Annotated in this window: 3 protein-coding genes; 1 reads left to right on the top strand and 2 read right to left on the bottom strand. The window is 70.4% G+C overall.

Annotated features, from left to right (window positions below; genetic code table 11):
- Positions 1-232: 232 nt before the first annotated feature.
- Together ACN268_RS11515 and ACN268_RS11520 are read right to left on the bottom strand one after the other, a co-directional pair.
- Positions 233-13,033, bottom strand: coding sequence for an amino acid adenylation domain-containing protein (locus ACN268_RS11515; RefSeq protein WP_421483192.1), 12,801 nt, complete (start codon positions 13,031-13,033; stop codon positions 233-235).
- 4 nt (positions 13,034-13,037) lie between these two features.
- Positions 13,038-20,858, bottom strand: a complete 7,821-nt coding sequence (locus ACN268_RS11520) for an amino acid adenylation domain-containing protein (RefSeq protein ID WP_421483193.1) — start codon at positions 20,856-20,858, stop codon at positions 13,038-13,040.
- Positions 20,859-21,221: 363 nt separating this feature from the next.
- Here ACN268_RS11520 and ACN268_RS11525 point away from each other — a divergent pair, with 363 nt between their 5' ends.
- A complete protein-coding gene (locus ACN268_RS11525) occupies positions 21,222-22,175 on the top strand; it encodes a chlorinating enzyme (protein ID WP_421483194.1) in 954 nt (317 codons plus the stop codon).
- The last annotated feature ends 81 nt before the right edge of the window (positions 22,176-22,256 follow it).

Below are 22,256 nucleotides of genomic sequence, written 5' to 3' on the forward strand. Positions count from 1 at the left end.
ATGACCAGGCCACACTGATGCGCGTGAGTGCATGGAGCATCGGCCGGATGTCGGCGGGGAACTCCGTGTCCGCGACGACACCGCCGAACACCGTCCGGCCCCAGCAGGACACCCACAAAGACCTACCCGACGACCGGCGGCTGCCGCGAACGCCGGGCGACGACCCGCGCGCCGAACGCCAGGAGCGAGATCACCGCCAGCGCGAGGAGTAACAAGACCATTCAAATGGTAGTCACGCTTGGTGGCCTCTCGGTTGCCGCGGACGTACCCGCTCGAGTGCTGCGGCGAGAACGGCGCCCACCTGCGCCAGGGACACCGGACGACTCAGCATAGTTCCGTGGTCGCCGGTGACCAGGTGCGTCTCGACCCGGCCGGTCAGGTAGGGCACCCAGGCTGCCGCCGTCGCCTCCGGGTCCTGCTGGTCAGTTGTGGCCAACAGCAGGATGTCACCGTCGAACACCGCGGGGCGATAGTCGATCATGAGGTGCGTGTTGTTCGTGAAGATGGCCATGATGGACCGGAGACGCTGCTCGTCGAGTGAACCCATGGCGCTGCCCCGGTCCTGCAGGATTGCCATCACGTTGTCGAACGTGAAGGCTTCGTCCGCCAGCGACTCCGGGTCGAACGCGACGAGCCGGAGCAGGTACTCCAGATGCGATCGCATCTCGTCCGCACCCAGGCCCGGCACGCCCTCGTGAGTGAGGTCTTGCCAACCGGGGTGCACGTCGAGCACCGCGAGCAGCGCCACCGTCCGGCCACGGCGCTGCAGCTCCGTCGCCACGGCATGCGCCGCGAGCCCCCCGAACGACCATCCCAGAATACGGTACGGCCCGTTGGGCCAGATCCGCTCGACCTGGTCGGCATAGTCAGCCGCCATCTCCGTCAGCGAGGCGGGCAACGCCTCGGTCGGCTGGTCCAGCCCCCGTGCCTGCACCGCATAGACGGGCGTATCGGCGCCGAGGTGCCGGATCAGGCCCACGTACGACCACCCGATTCCCCCGCCGGGGTGTAGGCAGAACAGTGGCGGTTGGTCTCCGCCGCCGCGCAACGCGAGCATGACCTCGTAACCGCTGCCAGAGTCCTCGATGTCCAGTCGGCCGGCGACTCCAGCCGGTGTCGGTGCCTCGAACAGCGCTCGCAAGCCCAGATTCACGCCGAATGTCGCCTTGATGCGGGCGATAAGCCGGGTGGCCAGCAGCGAGTGTCCGCCAAGATCGAAGAAATCGTCGTCGAGCCCCACCGCGGACACGCCGAGCAGCTCAGCGAACAGCTCGCACAGCACCTGTTCCTGCGGCGTGCGCGGTGCCCGCGAGAGGCGGCTGGACCGCAGGTCGTGCTGCGGCAGGGCGGCCCGGTTCAGCTTTCCGTTCGGGGTGAGCGGAAGGGCATCGAGGGGTACGAACGTCGACGGCACCATGTACGCGGGCAGATGCTCCCGAGCGAACTCTCGCAGCGCGGTGACGAGCTCGGCGTCATGGTGTGTCGCCGTCGGGTCGTTCACGAAGCGCCTCAATGATGCGCGCTCATCCGATGGCCGGCCGGACACCGCCGGAGCGCCGCAACCGGCCACCGGGACGGGCGAGGCCTCGTCGGGAGCCATTGCGGGGTCGACAAACTCCACATCGATGCGGTCACGCGCGGTGTCGGACCACCGGACAGAGACCCGATAGGACAGTCGTTCTCCCCACTCGTACCAGTCCTCCACGGTGGCCTCCGCGGGCGGCACCGGCGCCATGTCACCGGTGGTGAGCGCATTGGCCAACGCGACCTCCGCGGCGACGCGCGGGTTCGGTGCTCCCACGAGGAGCAGACGCGGCGGACGGTCGCGCTCGAGCCGGGCCACGACCGCGGCCACTCCGCCGGCCGCCGCCCAGTCCAGCGTCGGCGGCCCAACCGTGGCCTTCGGGGCTCCGGTCCACTTGCGCAGTACCACGTCGTAGCGGAACTTTGTCAGCTCGGTGTCGTGCCGGCCGCGCTTGAGACGCACCGACACGTCGCCGAGCTCCGGCAACCGGGAGCGCAGGGCGGTGAAGAAGTCCGGGTCAATGAGGAGTTCCTTCTCGAGCCGGATGGCCTGGGCCACCGCGTCACGCAGTTCCGCGGGGTCGGTCGAGCCGAGCCGCGCCGCTTGCACCCCCACGGTGAGAGCGTCCAGCAGGCGCAGGTTGCGGACGTCGCCGATGAACACGGCGCCGCCTGGAGCGAGCAGCCGCAGCGCACCCTCCAGCACGTCGACGAGGTAGTCCACGTGGGGAAAGTACTGGACCACCGAGTTCACCACGACGGTGTCGAAGTGGCCGCGGGGAAGGTCGTCGAGCTCGTGCGCTGCCCGGGTATGCAGATGAACCCGCTCGGCGACCTCAGGCTGGCCCGCCAGTCGCCGCCGCAGCGTGTCGATGACCCGCCCGGCGAAGTCCGTCGCCACGTACTCGACGACGTCGGGCGCCAGGTGCGCGAGCAGGAGGCCAGTGCCGACACCGATCTCCAGGACGCGTTGGGGCCGCAGCTCGCGGATGCGCTCGAGGGTCCGGTCCCGCCACTCCACCATCGCCGCACGGGCGATGGGTGCCCCGTCGTAGCTGCTGTTCCAGCCGGTGAAGTCCTCACCGAGGTCGTCGTCGCCGGTCGTCTCGTACAGTGCGTCGTGTACCTGCTGCCAGTCGCTGACCTGCTCCTTCTCGAGCGCGACATCGCGCTCGGCCGGTCCCGTCACGACATAGGCGACCAGCCGCTGGTCGTCGGCCACGTCGTCACGCACGACGGCCGCGACCTGTGTCACCGCGGGGTGCTGCAGGAGCACTGCCTCGACCTCACCAGGCTCGATGCGGAACCCGCGCAGCTTCACCTGGTGGTCGACCCGACCCATGTACTCGAGCACGTATTCCGTCGTCCACCGCGCGAGATCACCCGTGCGGTACATACGCTGCCCCGGCACACCGTAGGGACACGCGACGAACCGCTCGGCGCTCAACCCTGGTCGGTGGAGGTATCCGCGGGCGATGCCCGTGCCGGCGAGGTACAGCTCGCCAACCACGCCGGGCGGGACAGGCTGCAGGTTGGCGTCCAGCACGTAGGTGGACATGTTGGCCATCGGCCGCCCGATAGGCACCGAGTGTCCCAGCCCGGCCGCGTCGGCCGCCGGTACCGGGTGGTAGCTGGCGAACGTCGTCGCCTCGGTAGGGCCGTAGCCGTCGACCACTACGAGGCCGGGGTGCGCGTCGAGCACCCGCCGCACCGCCGCGACCGGTACCGCCTCGCCGCCGGCCCACACCTGCTGCACCTGCGCGAAGCATTCCGGTTCGAGGTCGGCTACCAGGTTGAACAGCGAGCTGGTCAGCCATAGTGAGGTGATACCGCGGCCCGCGATCGCGTCGGCTAGGGCGTGCGCATCGAGCTCGCCGGCCGGGGCCACCTCGATGCGTCCGCCCGACAGCAGCGGAACCCACAGCTCATACGTGGAGAGGTCGAAGGCGACGGGCGAGTGGAGCAGCACACGACGCTGGGCCGGAGAACGCCAGCACGGATCCGCCACGAAGTCGACGATGTTGCGGTGGGTCACCACCACGCCCTTGGGGCGCCCCGTCGAGCCGGAGGTGTACATGACGTACGCCGCGTCGTCACCGTCGAGATCGACCCGCGGGAGCGGAGCCGCGGTGACCGCCTCCGGTTCCGGAGCGAGCACGCGCACCGGGGTGTCTGCTTCGCTGTCCGGCAGCGACGCCGCGTCGGTCAGCAAGAGCACCGCGTTCGTCTCCGCCAGTACAAGCCGCTGCCGGGAGTCGGGATAGCGCGGATCCAGGGGCACGTAGGCCGCACCGGCGCGCAGCACGGCCAGGACGGCGACGACCAGCGCTCGCGACCGTTGCATGAGCACGGCCACCGACGTGCCCCGACCGACGCCGCCTGCTACCAGCTCGGCCGCCAGCCGTGCCGACCAGTCCTCGAGTTCCGCATAGGTCACGGTCGCACGCTCGTCGGCCACCGCCACCGCGTCGGGCGTGGCCGCGACCTGCTCGGTGAACAGGTCGACGACGCTGGCCCGGCGTACCGGCGCGACGAGGCCGACGGCGGCGGCGAGGGCCTGCCGCCGGTCGTGGGCGGCCAGCAGCTCCAGCCGGCTGATCGGCCGGTCCAGGTCGGCGACCGCGGACTCGAGAAGCTGCAGCCATCGGCCGAACAGGTCGCGGACCGTCGCGGCGTCGTAGAGGTCGCTCGCGTACTCGACCACGCCGCTCACGCCGTCCGGGCCGCCGTCCGGGCCGCGCTTCTCGGCGAGGCTGAAGAACAGGTCGAACTTGGCGGTACCGGTGCGACCGGGCGCGACGTCCACGCGCAGGCCCGGGAACTCGAACACGGCATCGGTGGCGTTCTGCAGCGCCAGCATCACGCCGAAGAACGGGTGCCGGCCCAACGACCGGGGCGGGTTGAGCCTTTCCACCAGATACTCGAACGGCACGTCCTGGTGGGCGTACGCCGCCAATGAGGTATCCCGGACCTGGGCCACGAGCTCGACGAATGTCGGGTCGTCGGAGAGATCGGTGCGGAGCACCAACGTGTTGACGAAGAAGCCGACCAGGTCGTCCAGGCTCTGGTCGGTACGCCCGGCAATGGGGCTGCCGATCAGGATGTCGTCGCCACCGCCGAGGCGGTTGAGCAGGGCCGACATGCCCGCCTGCAGGACCATGAAGAGCGTCGCACCCGACCGCCGTGCCAGATCGGCGAGTCGCACGTGTAGGGCCGCGGGTATCTGCACGGCGACGTAGTCGCCGTGGTAGGAGGCGACGGCTGGACGCGGCCGGTCCGTGGGTAGCTCCAGGTCGGTCGGCGCGTCAGAGAGCTGGTGCGTCCAGTACCGCAGCTGGCGCGCCAACAGGCTGTCCGGGTCATTATGGTCGCCGAGGAGCTCGTTCTGCCACAGCGTGTAGTCCGCGTACTGCACCGGCAGTTCGTCCCACTCCGGTTGGGCGCCCACTGTGCGCGCTGCGTACGCCCGGGCGAGGTCACCGGCGAGCGGACCCAGCGACCAGCCGTCCCCCGCGATGTGGTGCAGCACCAGCAGCAGTACGTGCACGTTGGTGGCGAGCCGGAACAGGTCGGCGCGCAGCGGCGGCTGCGATGCCAGGTCGAACGGGTACCGTGCGGCCTTCTCCAGAACCGCCGGCAGCTCGTCGTCGGTGACGTGGTGCTCGGCGAGCGCCGGGGTCGCCGAGCCCGCGTCGAGCACGAACTGGTACGGCACTCCCGCATCGTCTGAGAAAATTGTCCGCAGGCTCTCGTGCCGGGCCACGACGTCGGCCAGCGCGTCCTGCAACGCCTGCCGGTCGAGGTCGCCGGTCAGCCGGAGTCCGAGCGGGATGTTGTAGGTGGGACTCGGGCCTTCCATCTGATGGATGAACCACAGCCGGCGCTGGGCGAACGACAGCGGAAGGCGGTCCGGGCGCGGCCGTCGCGCCGGCGCGGTCCGGGCCTGCGCCGCGTCGTCGAGGTGCGCGGCGATACCGGCGGGGGTGGCGGCCTCGAACAGGGTGCGTAGCGGCAGCTCCACGCCGAACGTCGCCCGCAGCCGCGCGATCAGCTGGGTGGCCAGCAGCGAGTGGCCGCCGAGGTCGAAGAAGCCGTCGTGCACTCCCACCCGCGCCGTGCCGAGCACCTGCGCGAAGAGATCGCAGACGATCTGCTCCTGCGGGGTACGCGCCGCCCGGCCCGACCCTCTGCCGAGGATGTCGGGGGCCGGCAGGGCGTCGCGGTTCAGCTTCCCGTTCGGGGTCAGTGGCAGAGCGTTCAGCGGCACAAATGCCGCGGGCATCATGTAGTCCGGGAGCCGGTCGCGCAGATGCTCCCGGAGCCGGCCAATGAGCGCCCCGGTGCTGCGGCCGGTCAGCGGGCTGTTGGTGAACGACGACAGCGCAGCTCGGGACAGCGGTGAGATCGCGGGACGGTACAGCTCGGCGGGCGGCCCGCCGGGGTCGGCCGCCCCGGCCGTGGAGTCGGCGAACACCGCGTCCAGGGCGGTGGCGTCCGATGCCGACCAGGTGACCCAAACCCGGTAGCCGTGCCGGTCGCCCAGCTCGTAGAGGTCCTCGACGTCGACGTCGCCCGCCGCAGGCCCGTCCGGCACGGCAACGCCGTCCTCGACGGCCTTCGCGATCGCGGCCTCCTGGGCTATACGCCCGTTCGGGATGCCGCTGACCCGCAGGGCGGCCGGCCGCTCCGCGCCGCCGAGATGCCCCTGCAGCCGGGCGGGCATGTCCGCGGACCACCGCAGATCGATGCCCTCGGCGAGCCGGTGCGGGGCCCGGCCGCTCTTGCTCAGCACGACGTCGTAGCGGTAACGGGTCATCTCGTTGTGTTCCCGACCGCGTTTGACCTGGATGCTGTGCCCGGCGATGTCCGGAACCCGCCCCTGCAGGAGGGCGAAGAACTCCGGGTCGACGAGAAGCTCCTTTTCGAGAATGACGCCGTGTTCGATGGCACGGCGCAACACGGCGGGCTCAGTGCCGCGCGGATGCCTCGCTGCCTGAACCCCTGCGGCGAACGTGCGCTGCAGCCGCAGGTTGCGCACGTCGCCTACGAACAGCGCCCCGCCCGGCGCGAGAAGGCGCATCGCGGCGGTCAGCACGCGCTCCAGGTAGCCGGCGTTCGGGAAGTACTGGATGACGGAGTTGAGGACGATGACGTCGAAGTGTCCCGCGGGCAGCCCGCTCAGGTCGTGTGCCGGCTGTACCGCGAGGTGGACCCGCCCGGCCAGCCCCGGGTCGGTGGCGACATGCCCCGAGAGCGTAGCGATGACCGCGGGCGATATATCGGTTCCCCAGTAGGAGTCGCAGTGCGGGGCGAGGCGGGACAGCAACAGGCCCGTACCGACGCCGATCTCCAGGAGGTGGTCCGGCCGCAGCTCCCGGATGCGCTCCACCGTCCGGTCGCGCCACTCCCCCATGTGCTTCGGCGGGATGGGTTCCCCGTCGTAGCTGCTGGTCCAACTGGTGAAGTCAGCGCCGAACGCCGCGGACCGCGACGAGGCGTAGAGCGAGTCGTAGAGGTCCCGCCAGGCGTCGACCTGGGCGCTGTCGGCCGCATGGTCCGCCCCGCCGGCGGCGTCCTCGGTCTCCGGGACGAAGTAGGCCACCAGTCGCCGGTCGCCCGGCCGGTCCTCGCGAATGACCGCCGCCGCCTGAGCGACGTCCGGGTGGCTCGCCACCACACACTCGACCTCGCCGAGCTCGATGCGGAAACCGCGCAGCTTGACCTGGTGGTCAACGCGCCCGATGAACTTTAGGTGGCCGTCCGGGCTCCAGCGGGCCAGGTCACCGGTGCGGTACATCCGGGTTCCGGCGGGGCCGTACGGATCGGCCGTGAAGCGCTGCGCCGTTGCCGCCGGCTGCCCGAGGTAGCCGCGCGCTAGGCCGGACCCGGCGATGTACAGCTCACCGGGCGAGCCGGGCGGCACCAGCCGCAACGACGCATCCAGGACGTACACCCGGGTGTTGCTGATCGGTCGCCCGATCACGACGTGGTCGCGGCCGGTCAGCACCGCCGCGGTGGACCAGATCGTCGTCTCCGTGGGCCCGTACACGTTGACGAGCTCGCAGCCCGCCTCCCGCAGCTGCGCGGCCAGTCGGGCGGGAAGCGCCTCACCGCCGACGAGCATCCGGAGGCCGCGCACGGCATCACCGTCGTGCCCGACGAGCATCTGCCACAGCGACGGCGTGGCCTGCAGCACCGACACCCCGGTACGCCGCATCAGATCGGTCAAGGCCGCCGGCTGGGCCACGGTGTCCTCCGCCGCGATCACGACCCGGGCCCCGCACAGCAGCGGCAGAAACAGCTCCAGCGCTGCGATGTCGAACGCCACCGTCGTCACCGCCAGCAGCGTGTCGTCGGGGCTCAGCGGAACGAGGTCCCGCATGCCGACGAGGAAGTTCATGAGCGCCCCGTGCTCGATCACGACACCTTTCGGACGGCCGGTCGACCCCGAGGTGAAGATGACGTACGCCGCGTCCCGCGAGTGCACATTCAGCTCGAGGCGGTCACCCGGTGCGGCGGCAATCTCGTCGCGCACCCGCGGGTCGTCGAGCGCGACGTGCGGCGCGGCACCCTCGGGCAGCGACGCCAGCGACGCCGCCGTGGTGACGATCAGCGTCGGTCGGGCCTGTTGAAGGATCAGCTCGGTGCGCGCCGATGGATGGTGTACGTCCAGCGGCACGTACGCGGCACCGGTCTGCAGGACGGAGAGCAGCGTCACGACCAGATCGGGCGAGCGCGGCACGGCCACCGCGACGAGGTGACCCGGTCCGACGCCGCGCCGCGCGAGCAGACACGCCAATTGGTGCGACCGGGACCGCAGGTCGCCGTAGCTCAGCACCGAACCTTCGGTGAGCACGGCCGGCGCGTCCGGTGTGCTCTCCGCCTGCCGGGCGAACAGGTCGAGGAACGGCTGCCGCGGTATCTCCCGAGCGGTCGCGTTGCGATCGAGCAGGAGCAGGCGCCGCTCGCCGGGCTCGAGCACATCGATCTGGCTGATTCGCAACGACGGGTCGTCGGCAACCTCGGTGAGCAGCTGCCGCCACCGCCGGAAAAGCGCCTCGACGGTCGACGGGTCGTACATGTCGGCGGCGTACTCGATCGCGCCTTCGATGCCGGCGGGCGCGCCCCTGCCGTCGAGGTGTTCAGCGAGGCTGAAGAAGAGGTCGAACTTGGCGGTCCCGGTTCGCGCCGGGGTGACGTCGACGTGCAGGTCGGGCAGGTCGAAATGGGCCTGCGGTGCGTTCTGCAGCGCGAGCATGACCTGAAAGAGCGGGTGGTGCGCCAGCGTCCGGGTCGGGTTGAGTACCTCGACGAGGTACTCGAACGGCACGTCCTGGTGTGCATAGGCCGACAGAGCCGTGTCCCGTACGCGACCCAGCAGGTCGGCGAACGTGGGGTCGCCGGTGGTGTCGTTGCGCAGGACGAGAGTGTTGACGAAGAACCCGATGAGGTCGTCGGTGGCCTGGTCGGTGCGACCCGCGATGGGGCTACCGATCGGAATGTCGGTACCGCAGCCCATGCGCGTCATGAGCGCGGCAAGGGCGGCCTGCAGCACCATGAACACGGTGACACCGTGATGGCGGGCCAGCTCCCGGAGCTTGCGGTGCAGGTCGGCGTCGAGGTCGACGGTGAGGTAGTCGCCGGTGTAGGAGGCGGCGGCCGGCCGTGGCCGGTCACCGGGCAGGGTGACCTCTGCGGGGAGCGCCTCGAGTGCGGCGCGCCAGTAGGCGACCTGTTGGGTCAGCAGGCTTTCGACGTCGGCCTGGTCGCCGAGCAGCTCGTTCTGCCACAGCGTGTAGTCGGCGTACTGCACGGGAAGGCGGTGCCAGGTGGGCTCGCGTCCCTGGCTGCGGGCGGCGTAGGCGCTGGTCAGATCCGCGGCCAGCGGGCTCAGTGACCAGCCGTCCCCGGCGATGTGGTGCACCACGAGCAGCAGGACGTGCTCACCGGGCTCGAGGGCGAACAGGTGCACTCGGATGGGCGGCTCGGTGGCAAGGTCGAAGGCGTGGCGGGCGGCGGCGGTCACCAGCTCGGGAAGATCGGCCACGCTGGTCTGCGTCGTCGGCAGCGCCGGATGGGCCGCCTGCGGGTCGAGGATCCGCTGCGCGGGAACTCCGTCGTTCTCCGGGAAGATGGTGCGCAGGCTCTCGTGCCGGACGACGAGGTCGGCGAGTGCGGCGTGCAGCGCGGGCCGGTCGAGCGCGCCTGAGAAGCGCAGCGCGAGCGGGATGTTGTACGTCGCGCTCGGGCCCTCGAGCTGGTGCAGGAACCACAGCCGGCGCTGCGCGAAGGAGAGCGGAAGGACGGCGGGGCGTTCCCGGGGCGTCAACGCCAGCCGGGTCGGCCCGCCCCGGCCCAGGCCGGCGGCGATCGCGGCGGGCGTGCGGGTCTCGAACAGGGTCCGCAGACCGATCTCGACGCCGAACGTGGCCCGGATACGGGCGGTCAGGCGGGTGGCCAGCAGCGAATGCCCGCCGAGGTCGAAGAAGTCGTCGCCGACGCCGACCCGCGGCACACCGAGCACCTGGCTGAACAGGTCACACAGGATCTGCTCCTGGGGCGTCCGCGCCTGCCGACCTCGGTGTCCGGAGGTGTAGTCGGGGGCGGGCAGGGCGCTACGGTCCAGCTTGCCGTTGGAGGTCAACGGCAGTGACGCCAACGGCACCACGGCGGACGGCACCATGTAGTCCGGCAGCCGGTCCCGCAGGAACGCGCGGACGTTCTCCGGCGCAACGGCGGTGCCGGTGGTCGGCACGACGTACAGGACCAGCCGTTGGTCGCCGAGGCCTTCCTCCCGCACCACGACCGCCGCTTGGGCCACGCCGGGGAACTCGGTCACCGTCGTCTCGATCTCGCCCGGTTCGATGCGGAAGCCACGCACCTTCAACTGCTGGTCCGCGCGGCCCAGGAACTCCAGCTCACCGTCACTGGTCCAGCGGGCGACATCGCCGGTGCGGTACATCCGCGAGCCGGGTGGCCCGTACGGGTCGGCGACGAACCGTTGGGCGGTGAGTGCCGGCTGGTGCAGGTACCCGCGTGCCAGGCCGACGGTGTTGGTGTAAAGCTCACCCGGCGCGCCGGGCGGAACCAGCTGGAGGCCGCTGTCGAGCAGATAGACCCGCACGTTGTCGATGGGGCGACCGATGGTGGCCACGGCCGGCCAGCGGTCGACGTCGGTGGGCAGCGCGCAGGCGGTGAGCACCTGCGCCTCGGTGGGTCCGTAGTGGTTGTGCAGACGCCGGTGCGTTACGGACCGGGCGAACTGCCGCACGTGCCGGCTGAGCGTCAGCGCCTCACCAGCCTGCGCGATCTGCCGCAGCGACGGGATGTCCATCCCGTTCTCGACGGCCGCCTCGGCCAGCGACTCCACGACGAGGTTGGGCGCAAACAGCTCGTCGATGCGGTGCTCGGACAGCCAGCGGGCGAACCGTGGCGGGTCGGCACGCACGTCGTCGCCGGGAACGGCGAGCGTCTTGCCGAACAGCAGGGCCGACAGCATCTCCTGCACCGACACGTCGAAGCTCAACGCGGTGAACTGGGCCGTGCGCGTGCCCGGGCCGCCGCCTAGCACCCGGTGGTGCCAGCGCAGCATGTTGGCCACGCCGGCGCCGGTCATCTGCACGGCTTTCGGCTGTCCGGTTGAGCCGGAGGTGTAGATCACGTAGGCGGGGCTGGCCGGCGTCAGCACCGCGGTCCGGTCCTCGTCGGTGGGGTCGGTGCCCGGACACCGCGAGATCCAGGAGGCCGTCTCGGGGTCGTCGAGCACCAGCCTGGGAACGTCGACATCCGCCGGCAGCAGCGCCGAGATCTGCCGGTTCGTCAGGACGACCGTCGGACCCGCGTCGGCGAGCATGTACCCGATCCGCGCCGGCGGATGGTCCGGGTCGAGGGGTAGGTGCGCCGCCCCGGCCTTGAGCACCGCCAGGACCGCCACCACATGCTCGAGGGACCGTGGCAGCGCCAACGCCACCACGTGTTCCGGCCCGACGCTGCGGCCGATGAGCGCATGCGCGAGGTGGTTCGCCCGGGCGTCGAGCTCGGCGTAGGACAAGGTGCGGTCCGCGAACCGCACCGCGGGCGCGTGCGGCGCTGCGGCGACCTGTGCCCGGAACAGCTCAGGCAGGCACGGTAACGCCTCCGGGCGGGCCGTGTCGTTGAACGTCACCACCAGGCGGTGACGTTCCTGGGCGCTGAGCAGCTCGAGTTGCCCCGCGGGGACCTCGGGGTCGTCGGCCACCGCCGCCAGCACTCGAACCAACCGGTCCAGCAGGCCGCGGGCCAGCCGCTCGTCGATGACGTCGTCGCGGTAGTCCAGGCGCAGGTACAGCCGCCGGCCCGGCGCGGCGACCAACGCCAGCGGGAAATGCGTGGCGTCACGGCCTCGGTCGAGCGCCGGCCGTACCCGCAGCGGCCCCGCGACGATCTCCGCCTCCGGACCGCCCTCCCACGGGTAGTTCTCGAACACCATCATGGTGTCGAACAACTCGCTCAACCCGGTGACCTGCTGGATCTCGGCCAGACCCAGGTGCTGGTGAGCGCTCAGCCGCGACTGTGCCTGCTGAACCGCTCGGATCAGTGCCGACAGCGGCGAGTCCGCCGCGATTCGCATCCGTACCGGCACGATGTTGATGAACAGCCCGACCATCGACTCGACGCCGGGTAGGTGTGCGGGTCGGCCGGACACGATGGAGCCGAACACCACGTCGTCGCGTCCGGTCATCCGGCTCAGCACGACACCCCAGGCGGCCTGCACCACCGTGTTGAGGGTGACCCCGAGCCGTTGGGCCCGGGACCGCAGCGCCCGCGTCAGCGCCTCGGGCGCCGTAAGCACCACCCGCTGCGGCACCCGGCCGCCACGGTCGACGGCCACTGGTGCGAGCCGCGTCGGTTCGTCGAGACCGGCCAATTCCTGATCCCATGCCCGCCGCGCCGACGCCTGGTCCTGCGCGGCGAGCCACGCCAGGAAGTCCCGGAACGGCGTCACCCGGGGCAGGGCGCTCGCGTCGGCTCCGGTCTCGTAGAGGGCGAACAATTCGCGCACCACCACCGGCGTCGACCAGCCGTCCAGGAGGATGTGATGGCTCGTCACGAGCAGCCGGTGGCGTGCCGGGCCGAAGGTCACCAGCCGGTAACGCATCAACGGGGCGGTGGCCAGGTCGAACCTCTCCGCGTAGTCGCCGGCCGCGAGGCGGTCCGCCTCCGCGTCCGCCTGCTCGGCGGGCAACCCGGTCAGGTCCGACTCCGTCCAGTCGACGGCGACTGTACGGGAGATGGCCTGCATCACGTTGCCCGAGCGAAGTCGCCGGAAGGACGCCCGCAGGACGGGGTGCCGATCCGTCAGCGCCTGGGCGGCGGACCGCAGTACCCTGGCGTCGAGTGATCCCTCGATGTCGATCGCGTGCTGCACGAGGTACACGTCCCGGCCGTCCGGGTCGTACAGCGAGTGGAAGAGCATCCCTTCCTGCATGGGCGTAAGCGGCAGGACGTCTTGCAGATTTGAGTGCTTCACGATGTCACCACGCCGTCTCGATGTCCTCGATGTCGTCCTGGCTGAGGTGAGCCAGCGGAAAATCGGAAGGGCTGTGACCACCGGCGTCCGGGCTGACCGCGTGCTCGACGATGCCCCGGAGTGCCGCCGACCAGCGGGCGTCGAGGTCGACGAGGTCATCGTGCGACCAGAGCCGTGTGGCGCCGGTCCAGGTGGCCGTCAGGCGGGGGCCGTCGGCGTGGTCGTGGACCACGACCTGCAGCTCAAGGGCGTGTGCGACGGGCAGCTGCTCGTCGACGGTGGTCGCCATGAGCGATTCGGCCGCCATGGTCCAGCCCGGTTCGGTGCCGACGTTGGTTCCCGGCGCGGGGAAGCGGCCCAGATAGTTGAAGCCGACCTGCGGGACGGCGAGGCGGCCCAGAACCTCTCGGCATCCCGGCACCAGGTAACGAAGGAGGCCATACCCGATGCCGTTGTGGGGTGCGGCACTCGCTTGCTCTTTGACTCGTTTGACCGCCGCACCCATGCGCGGTCCGCCCGACGTCACCTCGCCCCACCCGATGCGGCCGGGGTCGAGCCGGACCGGGCGGATGGCGGTGAACCAGCCGAGAGTGCGCGACAGGTCGACGTCGCTGACCACATCCTCTCGGCCGTGCCCCTCGACGTCGACGAGCACCGCGTCGGTGGTGTCGCCGCGGCGGTCGCGCCGCCAGGACGCGACAGCCAGCGCGAGAGCCGTCAGCATCAGGTGGTCCACACCGCAGTGGAAGGCGGCTGGAGCCGAGGTGAGCAGCGGCCCCACGACCGGCGTCGAGAGCGTCCCGGTTACGGTCTCTGCCTCGACGAGGCGATCGAGACCGGGGTCGACGGGGTGGGGCGTCAGCAGCGGGTCGGGCTGCGACAGCAGGTCGACCCACATGGGCAGCTCGGCCAGCCGCTCCGGGCTCGTGGCCTGTCCAGCGAGGCGCATCGCCCACTGCCGCAACGACGTGCCCACCGGTGGCAGCTTCGGCTCGTTGCCGGCGGCCGCGGCACGGTACGCCTGAAGGAGGTCGGGTACGAGAATACGCCACGACACGCCGTCCACGGCGAGATGGTGCACCATGATGAGTAGGCGTCCCGGGTCGTCGTCGCCGCGGTCGAACCAGACCACCTGCGCCACCCGGCCACCGAGTGGGTCGAGCCGGGCCGCGGCGCCGTCGAGCTCCGCAGCGACGGCGTCGGCTAGGGCGGACGCGTCTGCGCCCCGCGCGTCGACGCGGTGGACCATCTCGTCCACCGGCACCGTCCCTCGAGGGGCGATCTCGAGCGTCCAGGTGTCGTCGGTGTCGGCCAGTCGAGCCCGCAGGGAGTCGTGCTCATCGACCAGCGCGCGGACGGCAGCGAGCAGCGCCTCCCGGCTCAGCCCGGGCGGGCAGGTTAGCAGCAACGTCTGGGCGAACCGGTCGATCGGCGCGTCGCGCGCACGCAGCCAGCACAGGATCGGCGTAGCGGGCACGATGCCCGTCCCGGCCTCGGCGGGTTCCTCCTTCCCGCCGTCAAGGGTCCGGGCGACCCGGCTAAGGCCTGCGGCCGTCCGCATGTCGAACACGTCGCGCACGGTGATCAGGAGACCGGCCTCCCGGGCGGCGCTGACCAGCCGGATGGAGCTGATGCTGTCGCCGCCTCGGACGAAGAAGTCGTCGTCGGGCCCCACCGGCCCGGCCCCCAGGCAGGCCGACATCAGCTCCCGCAGCAGCTGCTCGCGGGGGTCGGCCGACGGGCGGTCTCCCGTGCCTGCGGTGAGCGCCGGGAGCGCGGACCGGTCCACCTTGCCGTGCGCGGTCAGCGGGATCGTGTCAACCACGACCAGGTGGGGCACCATGTACCGCGGCAGCCGTGCCGCCGCGAAGTCCCGCAGGTCGTCGAGGTCCGGATGTCCGGCCCCGGCCGGTACCACGTAGACCACGAGCCTCGGCTCCTGCCCGCTCTCCACGCTCAGGTCGGCCACCGCGCACGTGATGCCCGGGTGGGCGGACAGCACCGCCTCCACTTGGCCCAGCTCGATCCGGAACCCACGGAGTTTGACCTGGCGGTCGGCCCGGCCGCGGAATTCGAGGACACCGCGTGCTGTCCACCGTGCCAGGTCACCGCTGCGGTACATGCGCCGCCCGGGGCCGCCGAAGGGGTCGGCGACGAACCGCTCCGCGGTCGATGCGGGACGTCCGACGTAGCCGCGGGCGACCCCGGGACCGGAGAGATAGAGCTCGCCGGTCACCCCAGGCGGCACCGGCTGCAACCCCGCGTCGAGGACGTATGCGCGCATGTTCGCCAGCGGGCGGCCGATAGGCACGATGCGGGCGTCCGGCTCCAGTTCCCGTACCGGGTGGCTGGTCGCGAAGGTGGTCGTCTCGGTGGGGCCGTAGCCGTTGACGACGACGGTGTCCGGACAGGCGTCCCGCACCCGGCGCACCGCGGCGGGCGACAGTTCCTCGCCACCCGCCCAGACCTGCCGCAGCCCGGCGAGACACTCCGGGCGGTAGTCGGCGATGACACCAAACACTGCTGCCGTGAGCCACAGCGCGCTCAGCTCGTGTCGGCGGATCAGGTCGGCGTAGGCCTCCACGTCGAGGTCGCGCCGCGGCGCGACGACCAGGCGGCCGCCGTTGAGCAGCGGCGCCCAGATCTCGAACGTCGAGGCGTCGAAGGCGGCCGGCGAATGGACCAGCACAGCCGCGCAGACGCCGTCGCCGAACTGCGGGTCTGTGCAGAGCGCCACGACGTCGCGGTGGGTGGCGACGATACCCTTGGGCCGCCCGGTGGACCCGGAGGTGTACATGACGTAGGCGGCGTCGAGGGGGAACAGGCGCCCGCGGTCGGCGACGGTCGGCGCGGCGGAGCTGCACCCGGCCAGTGATGCCGCCGTCTCCGGGTCGTCGAGGACGAGCCGCAGCGGTTCACCGGGCGGCAGGCGGTCGGTGTCCGCGTCGCGCGACGTCAGCAGCAGCCGGGGCCGGGTCTCCGAGAGCATCGCCGCCACCTGCTCCGCCGGATAGCGGTCGTCGATCGGTACGTAGCCGGCGCCGGCCTTGAGCACGGCGAGCAGCGCGACCACCAGGTCGACCGAACGGGGCAGGGCGACCGCGACGGTGTCACCGGCACGGACACCGCGACTCACCAGACCGTGCGCCCACCGGTTGGCGCGGGCCTCGAGCTCCGCGTACGTGAGATCGCCGTCCTCGGTGCGCAGGGCGGTCGCCCCCGGTGTGGCGGCGGTCTGCCGTTCGAACAGCTCCGGGATGGTGGCCTGCGGCAACGGCGCCGACGTGTCGTTCCACCGGTGCAGGATGCGGGTGCGCTCGTCGGGCGCGAGGATGTCGAGCGTGTCCACCGGGCAGGACGGCTCGGACGCCGCTGCGGCGAGAAGCCGAACGAGTCGGTCGAACAACTCCCGGACGGTGGCGGCTTCAAACAGGTCCGCGGCGTACTCGACCAGACCGCTGATGCCGGCCGGCTTCCCGTCCTCGGTGCGGTGCTCCACGAGGCCGAAGTACATGTCGAACTTCGCGGTGCCGGTGCGCCCCAGTGCGGTCGACACGGTGAGGCCCGGCAGCTCGAAGGCGCCGGCCGGCGAGTCGTCCTGCAGGCCGAGCGCGACCTGAAACAGCGGGTGGCGAGCCAGCGAGCGTTCCGGCGCGAGCGCATCCACCAGGTAGTCGAACGGAACATCCTGGTGCGCATACGCCGCCAGCGCGGTCTCGCGGACCCGCTGCAGCAGTGTGGTGAACGACGGGCGGCCGGACACGTCGGTACGCAGCACCAGGGTGTTGACGAAGAGGCCGACCACGTCGTCCAGCGACTCGTCGAGCCGGCCCGCCACCGGGCTGCCGACCGCGATGTCGTGTCCCGCACCCAGGCGGGACAGGAGCGCCGCGAGCCCGGTGTGCAGGGTCATGGATAGGCTGGCACCATACTTGCGGCCGAGGGTGATGAGGTCACGGTGCAGCGCGGCGTCGAGCTCAACGGTGACGTAGTCACCGGCGTATGTGGCTACCGCCGGGCGCGGGCGGTCGGTGGGCAGCTCGAGCTGCTCCGGCAGGCCCTCGAGCTGGCCGCGCCAGTACGCGACCTGCGTGTCGACCAGGCCGCTTCCGGCAACGAGCAGCTCCTTCTGCCACAACGTGTAGTCCGAATACCGCACGGGCAACGCCGCGAAGAGAGGTGCCTCTCCCCGGACCCGGGCGGCGTAGGCGTGTGCGAGGTCGCGGGACAGCGGACGCATCGACAGCCCGTCGGCCCCGATATGGTGCAAGACGAGGAGCAGCACGTGGGAGTCGGGGGCCGTGCGGAAGAGCGCCAGCCGGACGGGAGGTTCAGCCTCGAGATCGAAGCCGCGGCGCGACCCGGCGGCGAGTCGTTCCGCCAGTTCGCTCTTTGTCACACGGATCGGCGCCAGCATGGGCGTGCGCGCCGGCAGAACGCGTTGCCGCAGGCGGCCGTCCCGGTAGGCGAACACGGTACGCAGCGTTTCGTGCCGGGCGAATACGTCACCCCAGGCGGCGTTGAGCGCCGTGACGTCGAGGGGACCGTCGATGTGCAGTACGCACGGGATGTTGTAGAGGGCGGTCGGGCCGTCCATCTGGTGGGCGAACCACATGCGGCGCTGCGCGTTTGACGCCTCCAGCTCCGTCGGCTCGTCGCGCCGGCTCAGCGGCGGCCGGGTCGCGACGGCGGCGTCTATCGCGGCGAGTACCCCCGCCGGAGTCGGCGCATCGAACAACGTCCGCAGATCAACATCCACCCCGAACGTCGACCGCACCCGCGCGATCAACGCATTCGCCAGCACCGAATGACCACCCAGATCGAAGAAGTCGTCATCCGGGCCCACGTCCGGCTCGTCCAGCACCACCGCGAACAACGCCCGCATGACATCTACCGGCGACAACCGGTCACCGACGGGGTGCGGTGACGACGCGTCCGCGGGAGGGGGCAGCGCCGCCCGGTCCACCTTGCCGTTGCGGGTCATCGGTAGGGCGTCGAGACGGACGACCTGCCCGGGCACCATGTATCCGGGCAGGCGGGACCGCAGCACGGCCTTCACCTCGTCGGCTCCCGGGTTGGCGCCGGGGCGGGGCACCACGTAGGCGACGAGACGCTGGTCGTCCGGTCGGCTCTCGAAGAGGGCAACCGCGGCCAGCTCCACGCCGGGGCAGTCCGTCAGCGCCGCCTCAATCTCGCCGGGTTCGATGCGGAAACCGCGGATCTTCATCTGGTCGTCGGCGCGGCCGACATACTCGAGTGCACCGGCGGTGTCGTAGCGGGCAAGGTCGCCGGTGCGGTACATCCGCTCGCCGGGATCTCCCTGCGGATCGGCGACGAACCGCTGTGCGGTGAGCGGGGCCCGGTGCAGGTAGCCGCGGGCCAGGCCGGGACCCGCCACGTACATCTCGCCGACCGTGCCCGGTGCGACGGGACGGAGTCTCTCGTCGAGCACGGCCACGCGGAGGTCAGCGAGGGCCACGCCGATGATGCTCGCCGAGATTTCCTCCGCGGGCAGGGCGGCGTGCGTGACATGCACAGTGGTCTCGGTGATGCCGTACATGTTCACGAGGGCCGGCGTCTCGGGGTGGCGTCGCCGCCACTCGGTGAGCCGACGGGGCTCCAGCGCCTCACCGCCGAAGACGATGGTGCGCAGGCGCAGCCGCCGGCTGACGTCGGGCAGCTCCCGGTCCGCCACCGCGAGCTGGTAGAAGGCTGACGGGGTCTGGCTCAGCATTGTCACGCCCTCGTCGGCGAGGAGCCGGAGGAACTGCCGGGGCGAGCGGCTGACGTCGTAGGGCACCATGACGAGGCGACCGCCGTGCAGGAGCGGTCCCCAGATCTCCCACACGGAGAAGTCGAAAGCGGTCGAGTGGAACAGCGTCCACACGTCGTCGGCTCCGAAGCCCACCTCCGGGCGCGCCGTGTCGAACAGGCGGGTCACGTTGCGGTGGGTTACGACGACGCCCTTGGGCCGCCCGGTCGATCCCGAGGTGTAGATGATGTAGGCGGCGCAGTCGGGCGTGTGGGGGACACGGAGCTCCGCCGGTCCGAGAGGCTCCAGGGCGCGAAGGTCGAGATCGGCGAGGACGTCCTCGGCATCTAGCAGCAGTTCGGGCCGGTTGCCGGTGGCGACCCTGGTCGCCGAGGAGCTGATGACCAGGAGCGGGTCGGCGTCGTCGAGCATGAGGGTGGTGCGGGCCTCCGGGTGGTCCGGGTCGAGCGGAAGGTACGCAGCACCGGCCTTGAGTACACCGAGGATCGCCACCATGAGGTCCGTCGACCGCGGGAGGGCCAAGGCGACGACGTCCTCTGTACCGATTCCGCGCTCGAGCAGCACGCGAGCGAGTTGGTTGGACCGTTCGTCGAGCCAACGGTAGGAGCACGTGCGTCCGGCCGCCGTGACCGCGGCTGCCAGCGGCGTCGCTGCCGCCTGCCTGCTGAAGAGCAGCGGCAGGGTGGCCGCGGTGTCCTCGGCGGGCGCCGCTTCCGGCGCACCCGGCGTCGAAGACGGTGACGAGAGCCGGGCCGTCGGGATGGTGTGGAGCACCGTGTCCGGCGGCGACGTGACGAATGCCGTCAGGAGCGACACGAACTCAGCGAGGTGGGTGACGACATCGCTCCTGGTGCCGACGTCGTCGCGGCCGTTGATGTCGATCTGCAGTCCGTTGCCGTCCTGCCGGTCCCAGACCGCGAACAGCAAGTTGCCGAACAGACCGGACGCGAGGTTGCGCATCGTCGCCCGGGCGCCGCCGAAGCGAAGGTCGTACCTGTAGGACATGACGTTGACAACCGGGCCCAGCGAGGGGGCTCCCGGTACGCCGAGGTCGCGCTGCAGATCCACGCCCCGGTAACGCTGGTGGATCAGGGCGGCGGTCATCTGGGCCGAGACGTGGTCGAGCAGATCCGCTGCCGTGAGGTCGGGGCTGATGGTGAGCCTTAGCGGCAGGACGTTGGCGAGTGTCGTGGGTGTCGACCGGGTCAGTCGACTTGCCCGCGCAGAGACGGGGAAGGCCATGACGATGTCCCGCTCGCCGGTCGAGCGCTGCACGTAGAGCGCGGCGGCGGCCATGATGAGCGCCGACCACGGCACCTTGGCCGCCCGCGCCGCGGCGCGGATGACATCGAACTGTTCCTCGGGAAGCCACTTCGTCGCACGGAAGAACCCGCGCGGTGCTCCTTCGGTCCGGCCCAACAGTCGCGACGGCGGGGGCCGGTCATTCATCTGCGCACGCCAGAACTCGCGGTCCCGCGCGAAGTCCGATGAGTTCCGGTAGGCGTTCTCCTCGTCGATGAGCTCACGCATGGAACCGAACGAACCGGGGCCGGGTTCGCGGCTCTCGACCAGAGCGGTGTACACTGCGGCCACCCGCTGCGACACCAGGTGCGACCCGTAGGCGTCCAGGGCTATGTGGTGGTAGTTCTGATACCACCGGTACCGCCGAGGCGCCACGCGGAGCAATGCGTAGTTGAACAGCGGGCCGGAAGTGAGACCCGAGGGCTTCGCGAGCTGTGCGGCCATCCACCGGTCAGCCTCCGCGCCCGGGTTCTCCGCACCGGTCAGATCGGCCCGGTGCAGCGTCCACGGCACGTCGTCATCGACGCTCTGCTGTACCGTGCCGTTGCCGTGCACTACCCGGATGCGGACCGCATCGACACCGGCGATGACGCTGCGCAACGCCGTTTCAAAAACCTCTTCGTCAAGATCGCCCTGAATATCGAGGTACTCGCCGACCTGATAGGCGGACGTGCCGTCACCCAGTCTTTGTTCAGCGAACCATATTTCACGCTGTGCGGCCAGCAGGGGCAGCATGGTTCCGGCGTTCAACAAGATCGACGACCTCCCGAAGTTCTGCCGGGAACGCAGAAGCTCACGACATTGGGTCGAGCCATGACGTATTCAGCGAAGACCACGCGAGGAATAGACGGCCCAATGCGGGGAACGTAACCGCCCGGCACGCCCGGCACAAGTGTGAATATTCGTCCGCGAAGCGCACTAAGCCTTAGCACAATTTGCTGTCCCGCCGGCGGGACAGGACGACAAACCACTCCGTCGTTGCCGGAGTTGCCGACGGCGAGTAACGTCGCCGCCGTCCTTCGCAACCTCTGCCGAATGCCTACCGGCGTGTCAGCCGCCGCCCCGCAGGGCATCTGAGGCGCCATTGAGGACACTCATCAGAGAGGATAATGGATGCAGACCGACACCGAACAATGGCGTCTTTCGGACGAGGAGCTCGCGTTCTTCAACGAAAATGGCTATATCGGCCCCGTCACCATCTACACGCCGGCGGAGATGGATGCTATGTGGCGCCGCGTCAGGCGCGACGTACTCGACCGCTCGCACGCGGCGTACCCGGTCGACGAGGCGCTGTCCGGCGCCACGAACATCGCCAACTACGATCGCCACCTCGACATCGATCTGCTGACCCAGCACGTCTGCAACAGTAAAATCACGCAGCGTGTCGCCTCCATCCTGGGACCCAACGTCCTGTGCTGGCGGACGGAGTTCTTTCCCAAGTACCCCGGCGACGAGGGCACCGACTGGCACCAGGCCGACACCTTCGCCAATGCCAGCGGTAAGCCGCAGATTCTCTGGCCGGGCGAGACAGCGGATGCTTTCGGCGCCGGCACACTGACGGTGTGGACCGCATTCACCGACTCCACGCGTGAGAACGGATGTCTACAGATCATCCCCGGCTCCCAGCACACGATGAATTACGACGAGACCAAGCGGATGGCATACGACCAGTCGCAGATCAACTCGAAGCTGAAGGACGGCGTGCCGCGCGGCTTCTTCGGCTACGACTACCGGCAGCTGCAGATCGACCCCAACTGGAAGCCCGCGGAGGAGGACGCCTTTGCGCTCGTGATGCAGCGTGGCCAGTGTGTGATCTTCTGGTCCACCCTCATGCACGCGTCACTGCCGAACACGAGCACGAAGAGCCACCGGATGGGCTTCGCGACGCGATACGTTCCGACCCAGGTCAAGATCTACCCGGACACGGACCGCGTCGAGGAGTACGGCGGAAGCATCCCGCTGGACAAATGGGGCGCCGTGCTGGTGCATGGCGAAGACGACACCGGTCACAACAAAATCCTCGACCGCACCCTCCGCGGCACGCCGATCGCGGAACTGACGCGCTGAATGCGGTTTCCCCGGAGTCGGGAACCGGAACAAGACCACGACACACTGAAGGGGAGGGCGCGCTGTACGCCCACGGCAACC

The organism is Micromonospora sp. WMMD735 (genome assembly GCF_049178995.1).
Classification (GTDB): Bacteria; Actinomycetota; Actinomycetes; order Mycobacteriales; family Micromonosporaceae; genus Micromonospora; species Micromonospora wenchangensis.